Below are 16,094 nucleotides of genomic sequence, written 5' to 3'. Positions count from 1 at the left end.
AGGCGACCCGCGTTCCCGAAGGGCACCGCAGTTTTTCCGGGTTTGATGAAACGGAACGTTCAAAATACAATGAGTAGGGGACGTCAATCTTTTGACTTTTCAAGGGCGTTGTGCAGAATTCAAACTCAAACCAATTAAGTTCTACGCCCGTTTTTTTTTTATTGTGAGTTTTTTCCTATGAAAAGTTAAGTTTGTCGTAAGCACTCAAGTACATACGACAAAGCTATAAGCAGTCTTTTAAGTTTTGTTTTTTCCCTTAACAAATGACACCGTTACCACAGGGTTTGGGATATTAATCATCGCTGTCATTGTTGGTTCAGTCCAACGCACAAGCCAATTAGGTTGGACTCCAAAAATCACAATCAGCACAGCGAGAACAATAGCAGGAAGGCGATCGCCCCAAGACACGCGTGGCAAATTCATCACTTGTGCAGACAAGCGCCCAAAAAAGGCACGATTCATGAGAATTAAGAAGTAAACAGCAGTTAAACCCGTACCTATCATGCTTAACAAAGTTTGCACTGGGTAAACTGCGAAACTACCGCGAAAGACAATGAATTCGGCAATAAATCCCACCATTCCCGGTATACCTGCACTTGCCATGACTCCCAAAACCATTAAACTTCCAATGACGGGCATACCTCGTTCTGGGTTTAGGAGTCCCTGGACAACATCTAAATCACGGCTTCCTGCTTTTTGATAAACAATACCTACCAGTAAAAACAACAGGGCTGAAATTAATCCGTGACTAATCATTTGCATGATGCTTCCCAACACACTCAGAGGTGTTGCAGCAGCAGCGGCTAAAAGTACATAGCCCATGTGTCCAATGGAACTGTATGCTACCATTTTTTTCATGTCTTTTTGGGCGATCGCACACGATGCACCATAAAGCACACTGATAACTGCCCACACTGCTAAAGCTGGAGCAACATAACTCCAAGCATTCGGCAACAAGTTCATCCCAAACCGCAGTAAGCCATAAGTTCCTAACTTCAACAGAACCCCAGCCAACATGACAGAAATTGGTGTAGAAGCCTCAACGTGAGCATCTGGTAACCAAGTATGCAGAGGAACTAAGGGGATTTTGATGCCAAAACCAATCAGTATTCCCAACAAGAGTAAGACTTGTGTTTCTAAAGACAAGGACTTGGTATTCAAGGCGTCTAAAGCAAAGCTAGAAGCACCACTTACCCAAACCATGCCGAGAAAACTTGCCAAAATTATTATCCCAGAAACAGCGGTATAAATCAAAAATTTAGTCGCTGCATAGCCCCGCCGTTCACCACCCCAAATGGCAATCAGAAAATACAGAGGAATCAGTTCTATCTCGTAGAACAAGAAAAATAACAGTAAATCCTGTGCCATGAAGGCTCCAGTCACCCCAGCATTTAATAGCAGGAGCAAAGTGTAATAAAATCGAGGACGTTGAAGATTTTCGTCGCTACTGTAAATGGCAATACAAGTCAATAAACCATTTAAAAGCAGCAAGGGTAATGACAAACCATCGACACCTAGATAATAATTCAATCCTAAAGCATCTATCCAAGGTAAGAATTCCGTGAATTGTTGATTCACTTGCCCAGGATTAAACTGGCTTGCAAGGACCACAGTCCATAAGAAAGCGAGACTCGCAACAACCAAAGCGACTCGACGAGAAAGTTTTGGTGTCATACCAAAAGGCAAGAAACTGATGAAAAGCGCACCTAGCAATGGCACCAAAAGCAAAATACTCAGCATAAGAAACAAGTCGATAAAGTGAAGAGGGGACAACCAGACTAGAATGAGAACATATTCAGCAAGCCTAATGACCAACTGATGAGAAAACCTAGTAAGCTAATGCCTACAAGGATGGTCAAGAGGTATCCTTGAGAACGACCCGAAATGCTGTACTTTAAAGTTTGTCCACCAAAAATTGCTGCAAACCCAACTAAGTTAATGAAACCATCTACGAGATAGCGATCGCTCCAAGCAGAAATTTTAGAAAGCAGCGCGACTAATCCAACGACTGTCACACGATAAACTCGGTCAATGTAAAAGTCATAACCCAACAAGTCTTGTAAAAATCTCCACGCCAGGACTCTGGATCTCGACCAAGCTTTGTGTAGATACATGTTAGACCCGATGCCTATCCCCAGCACTGTAGAGGATACTAACAACGTCACGACAATCCAATTTATACTTTCCCAATCAGGTAGTAGATACCATTGTTGTAGCATCAAGGGTAATAACAAAGCGAGCACCGTCAGCGTTACCATTGGCAATGCCATCTGCCAACCGACTTCTGGGGTACGGCGAGTCTTTTGTTGTGGCTGACCCCAAAATATTAAGCGAAATACACGTGTCAAATTTAACGCTGTCAAACCATTGACCAGCACTAAAACAGCAATCACCCAAGGGCTAACGAAAGCCAAACCATCTGCCCATCCTAACATCGCCCAAAAGCTGCCTAGTGGTAGTAATGTCACCATCCCAGCCGAACCCACAACATAAGCTGTGGTAGTTGCTGGCATTCTGGACCACAGACCGCCCATTTCTGTTAAATCTTGAGTATTGGTAGTAAAGATAACTGAACCAGAACTCATAAATAAGAGTGCTTTGGCAATGGCATGAGTCAGTAGCAGCATCAAAGCAACTCCTCCTTGCTGCATCCCAACTGCTAAAAACACTAAGCCCATGTATGCACTTGTGGAATGAGAGAGTGCTCGTTTAATGTCAATTTGAGCGAGCGATACTAACGATGCACCGACCGCCGTCACTGTACCCATGATGATCAAAGCATTTAATGCGACTGGCGACAACGCCAAAATCGGCTGTAGTTTAAACAGTATAAACGCTCCACCAGCCACCACCAAAGAGTTTCGCATGACTGAAGCTGGGTTGGGACCTTCCATCGCCTCATCTAACCACAAATGTAGCGGAAATTGAGCGCATTTACCCGCAGGTCCTGCAATCAACGCCAAACCCAACAAAGTTGATGTTGTTGAATTCAAGTTTGCCGTCTGCGCCCACTCATAGAGGTCGGAAAAGTTTAAGCTACCTGCTAGGGTGGAAAGCGTCACAACTCCCATCAGCAGCAACAAGTCTCCGACTCGCTTCGTCCAAAATGCATCTCGTGCTGCTGTGACGACTAATGGTTGAGCATACCAAAAACCCACCAGCAAGTAAGTCGAAAGAGTCAACATTTCCAAAAGCGCATAGCTGAGAAATAAAGAGTCACTGATTGCTAAGCCACTCAGCGCTGCTTCAAAAAACCCCATCAGCGCAAAGAAACGCGCAATAGCCCAGTCCTTTTCCAGATAACCAAGGGCGTAAGTGAGTGCCAGTAAACTTAACCCTGTGATTAAAACTGTTGTCCCAATACTAACTGGCGAAACTTCTAAGGCAAAGGATAGATCAAAATCCGCAGCTTTGAACCAGGTAATCAAAAAACTTTTTGGTTCCGTATTCCAAATATCTACGAATACGAACAGGCTGTGAATAAAAGCTAAAACGGTTGCCAACAAGTTGACATAAGCAGCTGGTCTTGGTCCTGTGCGCCGGATTAGTCCAATTGCCCACGGTAAGGTGAGAAGCGCACCTACTAACCCATAAAAAGGTATACACCAACTTGTTGAAAAGAGAATTTGATTCATTCAAATATTCCTTTATAACTCAGATGAAGAGTTGTTTTTTCACTTTCAGCAAATGAATGACTCTCTTCTATAATTTTGAACCATTTAAGTTTGATTATTTAGAATTTTTGTTTCATTTTTTGTATCTCAAACACGAAAGAAAGGTAAAATATTCCTGAGACTTTCACTGTTTTCTCCTTACTAGTCTTTGTTTTGACAGCAAGAATTTATAACTAAAAAACTCTAGTTGATAAGGTAGATAAGAAAAAATTATATATTTTTTTCTGGTTCTCTTTACAGAGAGTAAGAGCCTACCAAGAACAGTGTTACGACTGCCTAAGTTTTCCGCCATTCTTCTTGAGGCAGAATTTCTACCTTTATGAACCGCGTTTCAGCAAATATTATAAAAAAATTATAAAACAGAAGTGTCTACTCTAGGAATCTGTGAAGTTCGATTGAGCAGAATTGCTGATCTCAAATTCTATTAAGCTTTTTTAATTTATTTTATTATAAACTATTATGGTAATTTATATTGTCAGGGACGCCAAGCTTTTCTATGCTTAATTTGGAAATGCTTTTAAAGCTCAAGATGAGCATCCCCGTCAAAAATTTTCCAAAACAGTACAAATTGCAATAATTTTGTGGGAGTTATGCGATGCCAATTGCGGTTGGAATGATTGAAACGAAAGGGTTTCCGGCAGTTGTGGAAGCTGCTGATGCGATGGTGAAAGCTGCTCGCGTTACTCTAGTAGGGTATGAAAAAATCGGTAGTGCTCGGGTGACAGTGATTGTCCGAGGAGACGTTTCTGAAGTACAAGCTTCAGTTGCAGCTGGGGTGGAAGCAGCCAGAAGAGTCAATGGTGGTGAGGTGGTATCCACTCACATCATTGCTCGTCCTCACGAGAACTTGGAATACGTATTACCGATTCGTTACACCGAAGCCGTAGAACAATTCCGCACTTAGCAATTTTGGATTTTAGATTCGTTAGTAGTGCGGTGGGAAACCCGTTGGCAAGTGAGTGCGCAAAGGGTTCCCCGGCTAAAGCAACTACACCGAATCAAGCTTTGAGCAAACAGTTTTGAATTGTGAAACTGAGCGCTCGCGAAAGTTTCGCACCCTTTTTGAGTATCAATTGTGTTCAATTATTTGGAAGCGGAGGATTAACGCTCATGTCAATTGCAGTAGGAATGGTGGAAACTTTGGGGTTTCCGGCGGTAGTAGAAGCAGCAGATGCGATGGTAAAAGCAGCTCGCGTGACTCTAGTGGGTTACGAAAAAATTGGTAGTGGTCGCGTAACCGTGATCGTGCGGGGAGACGTTTCTGAAGTACAAGCTTCAGTTGGTGCTGGAGTTGAATCTGTCAAGCGAGTCAACGGTGGACAAGTGCTGTCTACCCATATCATTGCTCGTCCTCACGAAAACCTAGAATACGTGCTGCCAATTCGTTATACAGAAGATGTAGAACAGTTCCGGGAGAATGTGAACGCAATTCGCCCCTTCGGCAGAAGACCATAACGTGTCATGCAAATTGCTAAAGTTCGCGGCACAGTAGTTAGCACTCAAAAAGAGCCAAGTCTCAGAGGTGTGAAACTGCTGCTGTTGCAATTAGTAGACGAACAAGGACAAGTTTTACCAGAATACGAAGTGGCAGCAGATAGTGTCGGTGCGGGAGTGGATGAGTGGGTTCTTGTAAGTCGCGGTAGTGCTGCCCGTCAAATTCTGGGTAACGAACAACGTCCAGTAGACGCAGCGGTGATCGCAATAATTGATACGATTCACGTTGAAGACCGCCTGATTTACAGCAAAAAAAGTCAGTATCGATAGTTGGTAGTCATTGGTCATTAGTTATTTGTTACTAACTGTGGACAAATGACAAAAGACACATGGCGAGCAGTGCAATAGAGAGAGGAGGAATCTAGCGATGGCAGTCCGCAGCACGGCGGCACCCCCAACCCCGTGGTCAAAAAGTTTAGCTGAGCCAAAAATCCATGAAAGCGCGTTTGTACATTCTTTTTCCAATATTATTGGGGATGTGTTTGTAGGCGCAAATGTAATCGTTGCTCCGGGGACTTCGATTAGAGCAGATGAAGGTACACCTTTTCACATCAGTGAAAACACCAATATTCAAGATGGTGTCGTTATTCATGGGTTGGAGCAAGGTCGAGTCATTGGTGATGACCAAAATGAGTACTCAGTATGGATTGGCAGCAATGCATCCATTACTCACATGGCGCTCATTCATGGACCAGCTTATGTAGGGGATAATTGCTTCATTGGCTTTCGCTCTACGGTATTCAACGCCAGAGTTGGAGCAGGTTGTATCGTGATGATGCATGCTCTGATTCAAGATGTGGAAATTCCTCCTGGTAAATACGTAGCTTCTGGAGCAATAATTACAACTCAGCAGCAAGCGGATCGCTTGCCAGACGTGCAAGGGCAGGATAAACAATTTGCCCATCATGTGGTTGGGATTAACCAAGCATTGCGCTCTGGTTATCTTTGTGCTGCGGATAGTAAGTGTATAAACACTATTCGGAATGAATTGACTAAATCTTATACAAGTAACGGTGTTATTGAGTTTGAGTTTGAAAGGAGTAATGACGTGGCGAGCAGTAGCTTGGGTACTGAAACAGTCGAGCAAGTACGTTATTTGTTAGAGCAAGGGTATAAAATAGGCACAGAACACGTCGATCAGCGACGGTTCCGCACAGGCTCATGGCAAAGTTGTACACCAATACAAGCAAGATCAGTTGGTGAGGCGATCGCCGCATTGGAAAATTGTCTCAGCGATCATAGCGGCGATTATGTTCGTCTTTTTGGTATTGACCCCAAAGGTAAACGGCGTGTCTTAGAAACCATCATCCAACGCCCAGATGGAGTCGTACAAGCGCCTACCAACTTTAAAGCTCCCAGCCATCAAGGAAACAAAAGCTACAACGGTAATGGTTACAGCAACGGTAGTGGTAGTGGTCAACTCAGTGCCGAAACCATAAACCAAGTACAGCAACTTCTTGCAGGTGGTTACAGAATTGGCACAGAACACGTAGATGAGCGTCGCTTCCGTACAGGTTCATGGCAAAGCTGTCAACCTATTGAAACAACTTCCACAAAAGAAGTCATCACCGCCTTGGAAGAATGTATGGAAAATCACCAAGGTGAGTATGTACGCTTAATTGGTATTGACCCCAAAGCAAAACGGCGAGTGTTAGAAAGTATTATCCAACGCCCTAATGGTTCAGTTGGCTCATCCGGTGCTTCTAAGCCTGTTGCTAGTACACCAGTTGCAAATTCCTCTGCAAGGGCAACAGCAACCAGTACTAGCCTGGGTTCCGAGGTCATAGAACAGCTACAGCAACTCATCAACAGTGGGTATAGAATTAGCGCAGAGCACGTAGACCAGCGACGGTTCCGTACAGGTTCGTGGTCAAGCTGTGGGCAAATTGAGGCTAATTCTGCACGACAAGCTGCAGCAGCATTAGAAGGTTATCTAAATGAATACCAAGGAGAGTATGTGCGCCTCATTGGTATTGACCCCAAAGCTAAGCGTCGCGTACTAGAAACAATTATTCAACGCCCATAAGACAAAGGGATGGACGGGGGACCACAGGGGATAAGAGGATAAAGGAAACTTTCCATCCCCCACTCTCCCCATCCTCCACTCTCCCCTCCTATTTATAGGCTTCTGAGGTTACATATCATGTCTGTGCCGCCACTGCGCCCAAGTTATGATTTTGATTCTTATATAAGTGGCGAGGTGATAATTCATCCAAGTGCAGTACTTGCACCAGGTGTGATACTTCAAGCAGCTCCAAACAGCAAAATAATTATTGGTTCAGGAGTCTGTATTGGTATGGGGTCAATTCTCCAAGTCCATGAAGGAATCTTAGAGGTGCAAGCAGGAGCAAACCTGGGAGCCGGTTTTTTGATGGTTGGTAAAGGTAAAATAGGAGCTAATGCTTGTATTGGAGCAGCGACAACAATTTTCAATTGTTCTGTTGAGCCTGGACAAGTCGTAGCTGGTGGCTCAGTTCTGGGAGATCTAAGTCGGCGTGTCTCTGAATCTCCGACACAGACTGAACAAACAACTCAGTCAAAATCATCGACAACTGACCCTACTTTTAGTGGTACGGAGTCGAACAATGGAACAGCCAGACAACAAGGAAGACAAAGAAATAAAGAGACAAACAGACAAGAAGACAAAGAGGAATTAACTTCTAAGTCTTCTCCACCTCCCGATATCCCTACCTCTTCTCCATCCCCCTCAGTTTCCAATCAAGACTCTCAAATCAGTACTCACATTTACGGTCAAAAAAGTATACAAAAGCTGTTAGTTACGTTATTTCCCCATAAGCAATCTTTGAATGAACCTATCTCAGACGACGGTCAGCCTGAATAAGTGTTAATTGTTAGTTGTCAGCAATGAAAGACCAACTAACAATTGAGTACCTTGGAGAATTGAAATGGAGGCATACAATCAACGGTCTATAAGCGCTACCGAGGCATCGCGCCGTCGGGATGCACTCAAGGACACTGCGCTAGGATTAGTGTCTACCCGCAGTTTTCCAGCAATGGTTGGTACAGCGGATATGATGCTGAAGTCTTCTGGAGTTCACCTCATTGGATATGAAAAAATCGGCAGTGGTCACTGTACTGCGATCGTTAGAGGTGGGATAGCGGATGTACGTTTAGCAGTAGAGTCTGGTGTTCAAACGGCTGAACAATTTGGTCAGTTAGTTTCTAGCTTGGTCATTCCCCGTCCTTATCCCAACCTAGAAGTCGTACTGCCTATCAACAGCCGTTTGAGTGCTCTTGCTGAGGACGGCTACAACCGTCTGAGCAACCAAGCAATTGGTTTGGTGGAAACCAGAGGCTTTCCAGCCTTGGTGGGAGCATCCGATGCAATGCTAAAAGCCGCTGATGTCCAATTAGCAGCTTATGAAAAAATTGGTGCGGGTTTGTGTACAGCGATTATTCGTGGGTCTGTGGCAAATGTGGCGGTGGCAGTGGAAGCTGGTATGTACGAAGCAGAACGGATTGGAGAGTTAAACGCAGTGATGGTGATTCCAAGACCATTGGAGGAGTTGGAGCAAACGTTGCCAGTAGCAAGTTGCTGGATAGAAGAACGTCAGCCGTTAAGGTTGCCAGTAAACATCAGGGAGCAAGTCGTAGAAACAGAGCTAGTACAACTGCCAGATTTAAACAGGTTACCTCTAAAAATAACTGAAGAGTGATAGCGAGTGAAAAAGTTAAGAGTTAAGAGGAGCGAGTTGCATATGGGGATTCCCCACTTTTGCAAACTAGCCTTGAGAAGTTAGTTTTTTGTCTTTTGCGTTTAGAAATGACCCTTACGGGTTCACCCAACAGGAGAGCCAGTCACCTCTGCCCTTGAAAGCGCCACATGCACCGAGTGTTGGCATTGCCCGCAAGGGCGCAATGGCTCCCGGACTGCATAGTGCTGAACTCTCCGTATTGGTCACAGATAGCAAATGACGAACGACTCATGACTCATAACTCGTAACTTACGTTATCCACCATTAAGGTGTGTGACCTTAGCTGGAAGATGTCTTACGCTGTTGTTGCTGTTTTGAATCATAACTTTTTTAACGTTATAAGGGAAATACCATTCTTCTGATAGTGTTAATAGATATTTATCTATATTTCTGACTTGTAACTTTTACATGAACAAAGCTATGTGAATTGCAAGTGTTCAGTGATACTAGATTTATATCTGAAAAATTGCTCTTAGAGGAGAATAAACCTTGAACCAAGCAACGCTACACCAGTTGAAGGTGTTTGAGGCGGCAGCACGTCATGGGAGTTTTACTCGCGCTGCCGAAGAACTGTTTCTTACACAACCCACTGTCTCTATGCAAATCAAGCAACTCACAAAATCAGTTGGGTTGCCTTTATTTGAGCAAGTTGGAAAGCGCCTTTATCTTACGGAAGCAGGGCGAGAACTGTTTGCCACTTGTCGGCAGATTTTCGACACAATTGCCCAATTTGAAATGAAAGTGGCAGATTTAAAAGGGTTAAAACAGGGACAATTGCGCTTGGCAGTGATTACGACAGCCAAGTACTTCATACCACGTTTATTAGGTCCATTTTGCCAACTTTACCCTGGAATTGATATTGCCTTGCAGGTGACAAATCATGAAGGCATTCTAGAACGTATGGGCAGTAATATGGATGATTTGTATATCATGAGCCAAGTTCCAGAACATCTGGATGTTAATTACCAGCCATTTTTAGAAAACCCTTTGGTCGTCATAGCACCAGCAAATCATATTCTGGCACAAGAAAAAAATATTTCTATTCAACGTCTGGCTGATGAACCTTTTATTATGCGGGAACCAGGTTCAGGAACAAGGCGATCAGTGCAAAAATTATTCGATGAGCATGGAGTGGTCGTAAAGGTTAAGCTGGAACTAGGAAGTAACGAGGCGATTAAGCAAGCAATTGCTGGTGGTTTGGGAATCTCTATTTTATCTCGACACACTTTAGTGACAGATGCAGGAGATTTAACCATTCTAGATGTAGAACAATTTCCAATTCAACGAAATTGGTACATGGTTTACCTAGCTGGCAAACAACTATCTATCGTTGCTCGTACCTATTTTGAGTATCTACTGGAAGCTGCCAAGCAATTTGCAGAGCAAACAACGGGCTCTAATTGTTTACGTATAGAAAAAACTATTAATACTTAGTTGAAAAGATGATTGTTACACTTGTAGATTGAGAAGGAAACATAACTCTGTGCCAACAACAGTAGAAACCGGGATTGTAGCTGTTACAGTGTATACTAAACAAGCCCTTGTGACACGACGAGGTGCGATCGCCTTGACTGGACAGGAACGAGAATTAAAAATTGTCCAACTGCCAGTTACTATAGAAACTGAGTCAATCAGGGTTAGTGGTAGAGCCGAAGTTGCAGTACACCTACTGGGAGTTAGCACAGAGAGAGTCAACTGTTGCGAGCCCTTTGCCGAACGATTGACCAATTTGACAAAGCAAATTCAGCAATTAGAAGCAGAATGGAACCTCCTGCAAGCACAAATCGATGCTTTCGCCTTGCAGTCGAGGTTTATTGAAGGTTTACGTGACAAGACAGAAGAACCTTTTGCTCAGAGTCTGTCCCGGAAAAATCTTAGCTTGAGCGAAACTTTGGATTTTCTCAACTTTCTGGGAAGCCAATACAGTGAGTATGCGATTGCGATCGCAGAGTGCAAAGTCCAACAGCAAGAATTAGACAAGCAACTACAAGCCCTGCGTCAACAATGGGAACAAATACAAACACCATCACTCAAGGAAAGTTTTACCATAACTGTGGCAATTGAGCCTACAGGTGCTGGAGAGTTTGAGTTAGAAGTCTCCTACGTAGTGAGTTGCACGAATTGGACTCCGCTGTATGACTTGCGGGTAAATACAAGTAGCAATAGCATCAATCTTAGCTATCTTGCGGAAGTCACCCAAAACACTGGTGAAGATTGGATGGACGCATCTTTTACCCTGTCTACCGCAAAACTTGGGCTAGGAACTGTGTCACCTAAACTGGAACCCTGGTATATCGACGTACTAAGTCCACCAGAGTTTATGCGTATGAAAAGATTATCGCCTGTACAATACGCTGCTTCTACTAGTGCAGAAAGTCAAACTCTAGAAACCGAACAATCACAGGAAAATTTAGTAACTGCACAAACCGTTGTTGCAGAAATTTCTAAAGAAGGAAATGTAGTCACTTTTCAACTGAACAGCAACGGAAACATTCCTAGTGACGGCGCACCTCATAAAACAACAATATTTAACGACGATTTCCCTTGTGACTTTGAGTATCTTGTAGTACCGCGCTTGGTTAGCTTTGCTTATCTACAAGCAAATGTCAAAAATAGTGTCAACGGCGTCACCCTGTTACCAGGCAAAGCGAATATTTTCCGAGACAATACATTTGTAGGAACAACTCAATTAGAGAATATCGCACCAGGGCAAGAGTTCAAGCTTAACTTAGGAATTGATGAAGGTTTAAAAATTGAGCGTGATTTAGTAGAACGTCAGGTAGACAAAAAACTGATTGGCAGCAATCGGAGAATAACTTATGGTTATCGGATAGTCATAACTAACTTACAAAATCAACAAGCAAATTTAAAACTTATTGAACAACTACCAATCAGTCGCAACGAACAAATTAAAGTCCGCCTAAACCGTAGCAATCCACAAATTCAACTTGGTGAAATGGGAATATTGGAATGGTCTTTCACTCTTTCACCACAGGCAAAACGTGAGATCTATTATCAATTTATTATTGAACATCCACCTGAGTTAACAGTCGCTGGTTTGGATATTTAGCCTAATTTTTTGAAGAAATGAGGACACCCACTAGTAGAATAGAATTGCCAAAAACGGTATAAAATGACAAAGAGTGCTGACCACAAAACCGGAAAGAGGGCGCAATCGAACGGCAAACGTATATTGTGTGGTTAACTAAGGAGGACTGCTTGAGATGCTGCTAATTCTGCGCTACCTTCTTCCAACATCCTGAGACTATCTGCTGTACCCCAGTTCTTATGACTGTAATTTTGATATTGGATCTACGTTCAACAACCTTTTCAATGGCTTCGCTAATAATTTGACACTCCCCTGTCTAAAGACGAGGGGATTCTTGGTTCACCGAGACCACTTAGATTAGATTCCTTGCGTTATCTAACCAAGAGGTGGGACTCTCACGCCAGGTGCTACAAGTCGGCAGAGCCGCCCAACGCACTGGCTCCTCAAGCGTTAACTTTCGGTCTGCCCGACCGTAGTTGCACAATTGCAAGTTCTGTTTAAACTGAAACAAGATTGTTTCAATATTCTGAGTCGTCTAGCTCCGATGAATCTTTTACCTACTGCAACGGATTGAACTAGAACAATGCAGTAGAACCAGCAAGATTCAATTGTCAAGGTACACATTGCTGTTAAGCAGTGTAGGGTTTTTAACGTGGTTGATTACCCCTCCACGTGTTTAATTTTACCACATTGCATCACAGAAGGCTAAAGCCTTCACAGGCGGCTTTCATCCGACGCATTGTCCCCTAGAAAATGAGCCAGCCTTATAACTACGAATACTCGTCTTGGAACATAGATCAACAAACAAAGGAGCCACTGCTCGACGCTTGGTTCCCCGGCAGTCCCGCATGTGGCGTGCTGGCTCATTTTCTAAGCCCTGCGGGCACGCTGCGCGAACGTGTTAGACCCCCGCCCTTGTCTAAAGCACGAAATTCGCAACTGCGTTGCTGTTTCTCAAGGGTTTTCAGCCTGCCTTCCTTATAACTTTCTCCTTCTGGATCTCCTGCTGCAAGAATCAGATGAGGCGCTGTTAAACGTCCTGCAACCCTCCAGGTGGTTAGTGCAAGTAAACTTACACTGGCAAATCCTAGACAAATAAAGATAAACTTGGATAAAGGGTCAAGCTTTGGAAAAAAACTCAGGAATTTGAGCTGAGGAAAAGCTTTCAATGCTGCCATAACTGTAAAATTTTAATCCTTGGCAGAGGGTAATGTACAACGACTCCCGCCCACAACAGAGCAATGTTCAATGGAGTTGCGTTGTATTTTAGTTAGATGAAAATAGCTAGATGAAAAGAGTTACAGTTATGGATACAAATCGTAATGACAGCATTCCAGAATTTTTATAAAACTTTTTGTAAAAACCTTTCAAATTTACGTACAAGAACCTATTGCACGAGAGATTTTGTGACAAAACGCCCTCAATACGGGTTTTCAGATTAAACTGCCTAAGATTGGGGCAATGCCAATCAACTTGCATCGTCCAGTTCCAGACGGGTTTGTCGTCAAGCAGGTTAGGGTTGGAAGCATTGCGTCGGGATGGTACGCTCAATTGATTTTGGAATCTGGTGTTTCCGTACCTGATGTTATGCCAAATGGTAATTCCATTGGTATTGATGTTGGGTTGGAAAAATTCTTGGCTGTATCTGATGGACAGTTGGTAGAAAGACCCCGGTTTTTCAATTCTTTGCAACGCGAGCTTAGATGGCTGCAACGCAAGTTGAAAAACAAGACCAAAGGCTCTGCCAATTATCGAAAAGCGCAGCACAAGATACGCAGATTGCATGAACGCATTTATGACACACGCAAGAATTTTCACTATCTAACAGCACACTCTTTGTGCGACGGTGTTGGTATGGTCTTTGCCGAGGATTTGAACCTCAAAGCAACAAGTCGAGGAATGTTGGCAAAGCATTGTTTGGACGCTGCTTGGGGGAGTTTCCTTGATATTCTTTCTTGGGTTTGTTGGAAGCGCGGGGTATACTTCGCCAAAGTGAATCCTAATGGGACTAGTCAAACCTGTCCTCAATGTGGAACTCATACTGGCAAGAAGAAACTGTCTGAACGTGTTCATGTTTGTCATGAGTGTGGATACACAACAGACCGCGATGTTGCTGCCGCTATGGTGGTGGAACAGAGGGGTCTTGCAGCCGTGGGACATACGGTCAAGCTGCCTGTGGAGGTGAGACAGCCCTGCAGGAGGGTTTCCCGACAGAGGGGACTGCGAACCCGAAGGGTATCGTCGTCCGGGGACGCAAGTCTAGGCACGACCCGTGAAGCAGGAAGAACCAGGGAGTGATTCAAGGGATACGCCCCCACTGTACTCGGTACTCCGAGGAGCGTGGTGGGAGGATGTCACTGCTTATTCCAAGGTCCCCAGATAGCAAAAGTGATTCCGGGAGTTTGGATATTTACGAACAACGTCTGACCATCTGGAGAGAAGCAAGCACCAGCAAACTCGTTGTCGTTGAGGGCGTTACGAGCAAATTGATAGAGTTCTCCTTTAGGAGTCACCCCGACAAGGAAGTTATCGCCGTCGCCATCTTCACAAAGGATGAGGTCGCCAAAAGGAGCCACGACTATGTTATCGGGCATATCTAGTACACTTTTATCATTTGGCTCAACAAATAGTTCAATAGTGCCGCCCTCTTTGGCATTTCTGCCAGGAATGTAACGCCAAACCTGACCACCACTGTTAGCGCCGCCACTTGTCGCACAGAAGTAAAATTCTCCATTGCTGTACCATATTCCCTCACCGCGAGCAAACTGTGCAGCTCCTTTTGCAAAACCTTCTTTGCGCACGGTGTCTTCATAAGGATCAAAGTCTTCAATACGAACCCACTCAGCCTCGAATCGTTGACCGACTGGGAAATTTGATTTGGTATTTACCTGAGGCTTATCCTTAATTTTGAGAGCCTCAAGAATACCACCTGCTTGTAAGTCACCTGGCTTATTGGGGATGAAGCGATAGAAAAGACTATCTCCCGTGTCTTCTGTTTCATAGACAATTCCTGTTCTAGGGTCTACGGCAACAGCTTCGTGATTGAACCGACCCATTTCAATCAAGGGTACAGGGTCAACAGTACCCTGTTTCGGTCTACGGAGTGCTGGAACTTCAAAATTATAACCGTGGCGCTTGGAAACTTTGTTTGGATTCGGTACAAAAATGCCAGAGTTTGCTGGCTGTTCTATCGTTTCTGGTGTTGTCTCTGGAGTGGAAGTGTTTTCTTCACAACTAATCCATGACCCCCAAGGAGTTGGACCACCAGCGCAGTTACGGTAGGTTCCCGCAAGCGAAGCATAATCTCTAATGAGTTTGCGATCTGGGCCAACGATTAATGTTGTTGTGCCACCCTTACACAGCTCGTCATACTTATTGCCTACAACTTGTGTAGAGGAGTTTGGGCTAAGTTCGTGGTTGCGAACTAAGATAACAGAACGATTTGGTCCAGCGAAAGTAGCCATTCCATCATGACCACCAGGTACTAAGTTGCCATCACTCAGCGTATCGCCTGTCCGCGAAAATGCTTCGTATTGAAATCCCGGTGGTAAATCTAACAAGCCATTAGGGTCTTTGACAAGCGAACCATAGCCATAGCTTGTGAGCGACGTTCCTTGTGCTCTTGCATAAAGACCCTTCAAAGCATCTCCAGCAACAATAGTGGCAGCTGTTGCACCTGTAAGAGTAAAAAATTGTCTTCTTGATAAAGCCATTGTCTCCCCTCTTTTATTTTTTATTTACGTCTAAAGATAAGTGGAAAGTGTGTCAGAATTAGGGTAAAAATTGAGAAATATATGTATTGTTTTTCTGCTTAAACTAAATTTCAATTATGGTTGACAAAAGTTCTTAATTTCTCATGCTCTCTCACAAAAATTCTTTAACGACTACACTTATCTACTTCATTGACCAATTAAGAGAATATACTTGTAAAGTTAAGCTTAGTTAATCACAGCGTTAATTATGTTTTAATAGGTAATCAATAGAAAAAAATAATTAAAATCAGATCTAAATTAAAAAGCCCGGTTTCCAAGACAGAGAAACCGGGCTTTTAGCTCTTGAGTTTATTGTCTTTACCCTATCTATGGCAAAGCAGATGTAAATTTATATCCCACATTCCGCAGGTGCGATCGTAAATGCTGTATTTTTGGAAATGACGTAAAT

General features: G+C 43.7%; 13 protein-coding genes. 9 read left to right on the top strand and 4 right to left on the bottom strand.

Features of this window, described 5'->3' with window-relative positions; genetic code table 11:
* Window positions 1–237: 237 nt before the first annotated feature.
* Window positions 238–1,740, bottom strand: a complete 1,503-nt coding sequence (locus tag DP117_RS29770; protein ID WP_169221809.1) for an NADH-quinone oxidoreductase subunit M — start codon at window positions 1,738–1,740, stop codon at window positions 238–240.
* 38 nt (window positions 1,741–1,778) lie between these two features.
* A complete protein-coding gene (locus tag DP117_RS29765) occupies window positions 1,779–3,635 on the bottom strand; it encodes an NAD(P)H-quinone oxidoreductase subunit F (RefSeq protein WP_169221808.1) in 1,857 nt (618 codons plus the stop codon).
* A 634-nt stretch (window positions 3,636–4,269) separates the two neighbouring features.
* Here DP117_RS29765 and DP117_RS29760 point away from each other — a divergent pair.
* From DP117_RS29760 to DP117_RS29725, 8 genes are all read left to right on the top strand, one after another.
* Window positions 4,270–4,578: a BMC domain-containing protein gene (locus DP117_RS29760; protein WP_009457333.1), complete on the top strand. Its 309-nt coding sequence runs from the start codon at window positions 4,270–4,272 to the stop codon at window positions 4,576–4,578.
* 206 nt (window positions 4,579–4,784) lie between these two features.
* Complete coding sequence (locus DP117_RS29755) at window positions 4,785–5,129, top strand: BMC domain-containing protein (protein WP_039748664.1); 345 nt, start codon at window positions 4,785–4,787, stop codon at window positions 5,127–5,129.
* Window positions 5,130–5,135: 6 nt separating this feature from the next.
* Window positions 5,136–5,438: a EutN/CcmL family microcompartment protein gene (locus DP117_RS29750; protein ID WP_169221807.1), complete on the top strand. Its 303-nt coding sequence runs from the start codon at window positions 5,136–5,138 to the stop codon at window positions 5,436–5,438.
* A gap of 97 nt (window positions 5,439–5,535) precedes the next feature.
* Window positions 5,536–7,194 carry a ribulose bisphosphate carboxylase small subunit gene (locus tag DP117_RS29745; RefSeq protein WP_169221806.1) on the top strand — a complete coding sequence of 553 codons (1,659 nt, stop codon included), beginning with the start codon at window positions 5,536–5,538 and terminating at the stop codon, window positions 7,192–7,194.
* A 117-nt stretch (window positions 7,195–7,311) separates the two neighbouring features.
* Window positions 7,312–8,010, top strand: coding sequence for a transferase (locus tag DP117_RS29740; protein WP_169221805.1), 699 nt, complete (start codon window positions 7,312–7,314; stop codon window positions 8,008–8,010).
* 64 nt (window positions 8,011–8,074) lie between these two features.
* Window positions 8,075–8,845, top strand: a complete 771-nt coding sequence (locus DP117_RS29735) for a BMC domain-containing protein (RefSeq protein ID WP_169221804.1) — start codon at window positions 8,075–8,077, stop codon at window positions 8,843–8,845.
* Between the two features lie 528 nt (window positions 8,846–9,373).
* Window positions 9,374–10,318, top strand: a complete 945-nt coding sequence (locus tag DP117_RS29730; protein WP_169221803.1) for a LysR family transcriptional regulator — start codon at window positions 9,374–9,376, stop codon at window positions 10,316–10,318.
* A 49-nt stretch (window positions 10,319–10,367) separates the two neighbouring features.
* Complete coding sequence (locus tag DP117_RS29725) at window positions 10,368–11,954, top strand: mucoidy inhibitor MuiA family protein (RefSeq protein WP_339381055.1); 1,587 nt, start codon at window positions 10,368–10,370, stop codon at window positions 11,952–11,954.
* 842 nt (window positions 11,955–12,796) lie between these two features.
* Here DP117_RS29725 and DP117_RS29720 read toward each other — a convergent pair.
* Complete coding sequence (locus tag DP117_RS29720) at window positions 12,797–13,111, bottom strand: hypothetical protein (protein WP_169221801.1); 315 nt, start codon at window positions 13,109–13,111, stop codon at window positions 12,797–12,799.
* 259 nt (window positions 13,112–13,370) lie between these two features.
* Here DP117_RS29720 and DP117_RS29715 point away from each other — a divergent pair, with 259 nt between their 5' ends.
* Window positions 13,371–14,231 carry a transposase gene (locus DP117_RS29715; protein ID WP_339381056.1) on the top strand — a complete coding sequence of 287 codons (861 nt, stop codon included), beginning with the start codon at window positions 13,371–13,373 and terminating at the stop codon, window positions 14,229–14,231.
* Between the two features lie 56 nt (window positions 14,232–14,287).
* On the opposite strand, the gene DP117_RS29710 is transcribed toward DP117_RS29715, so the two are convergent.
* Window positions 14,288–15,646, bottom strand: a complete 1,359-nt coding sequence (locus tag DP117_RS29710) for an alkaline phosphatase PhoX (protein ID WP_169221800.1) — start codon at window positions 15,644–15,646, stop codon at window positions 14,288–14,290.
* Window positions 15,647–16,094 lie beyond the last annotated feature (448 nt).

The organism is Brasilonema sp. UFV-L1 (assembly GCF_012912105.1).
Taxonomy (GTDB): Bacteria; Cyanobacteriota; Cyanobacteriia; order Cyanobacteriales; family Nostocaceae; genus Brasilonema.
Note: the sequence above shows the minus strand (reverse complement) of the source record. Positions and strands in the feature narration are given on the sequence as shown.

Coding starts and splice junctions, on each gene's coding strand:
- DP117_RS29760 (WP_009457333.1), top strand. CDS start 4,270: ATGCCAATTGCGGTTGGAATGATTGAAACGAAAGGGTTTCCGGCAGTT.
- DP117_RS29710 (WP_169221800.1), bottom strand. CDS start 15,646: ATGGCTTTATCAAGAAGACAATTTTTTACTCTTACAGGTGCAACAGCT.
- DP117_RS29750 (WP_169221807.1), top strand. CDS start 5,136: ATGCAAATTGCTAAAGTTCGCGGCACAGTAGTTAGCACTCAAAAAGAG.
- DP117_RS29745 (WP_169221806.1), top strand. CDS start 5,536: ATGGCAGTCCGCAGCACGGCGGCACCCCCAACCCCGTGGTCAAAAAGT.
- DP117_RS29770 (WP_169221809.1), bottom strand. CDS start 1,740: ATGCTGAGTATTTTGCTTTTGGTGCCATTGCTAGGTGCGCTTTTCATC.
- DP117_RS29765 (WP_169221808.1), bottom strand. CDS start 3,635: ATGAATCAAATTCTCTTTTCAACAAGTTGGTGTATACCTTTTTATGGG.
- DP117_RS29735 (WP_169221804.1), top strand. CDS start 8,075: ATGGAGGCATACAATCAACGGTCTATAAGCGCTACCGAGGCATCGCGC.
- DP117_RS29740 (WP_169221805.1), top strand. CDS start 7,312: ATGTCTGTGCCGCCACTGCGCCCAAGTTATGATTTTGATTCTTATATA.
- DP117_RS29755 (WP_039748664.1), top strand. CDS start 4,785: ATGTCAATTGCAGTAGGAATGGTGGAAACTTTGGGGTTTCCGGCGGTA.
- DP117_RS29720 (WP_169221801.1), bottom strand. CDS start 13,111: ATGGCAGCATTGAAAGCTTTTCCTCAGCTCAAATTCCTGAGTTTTTTT.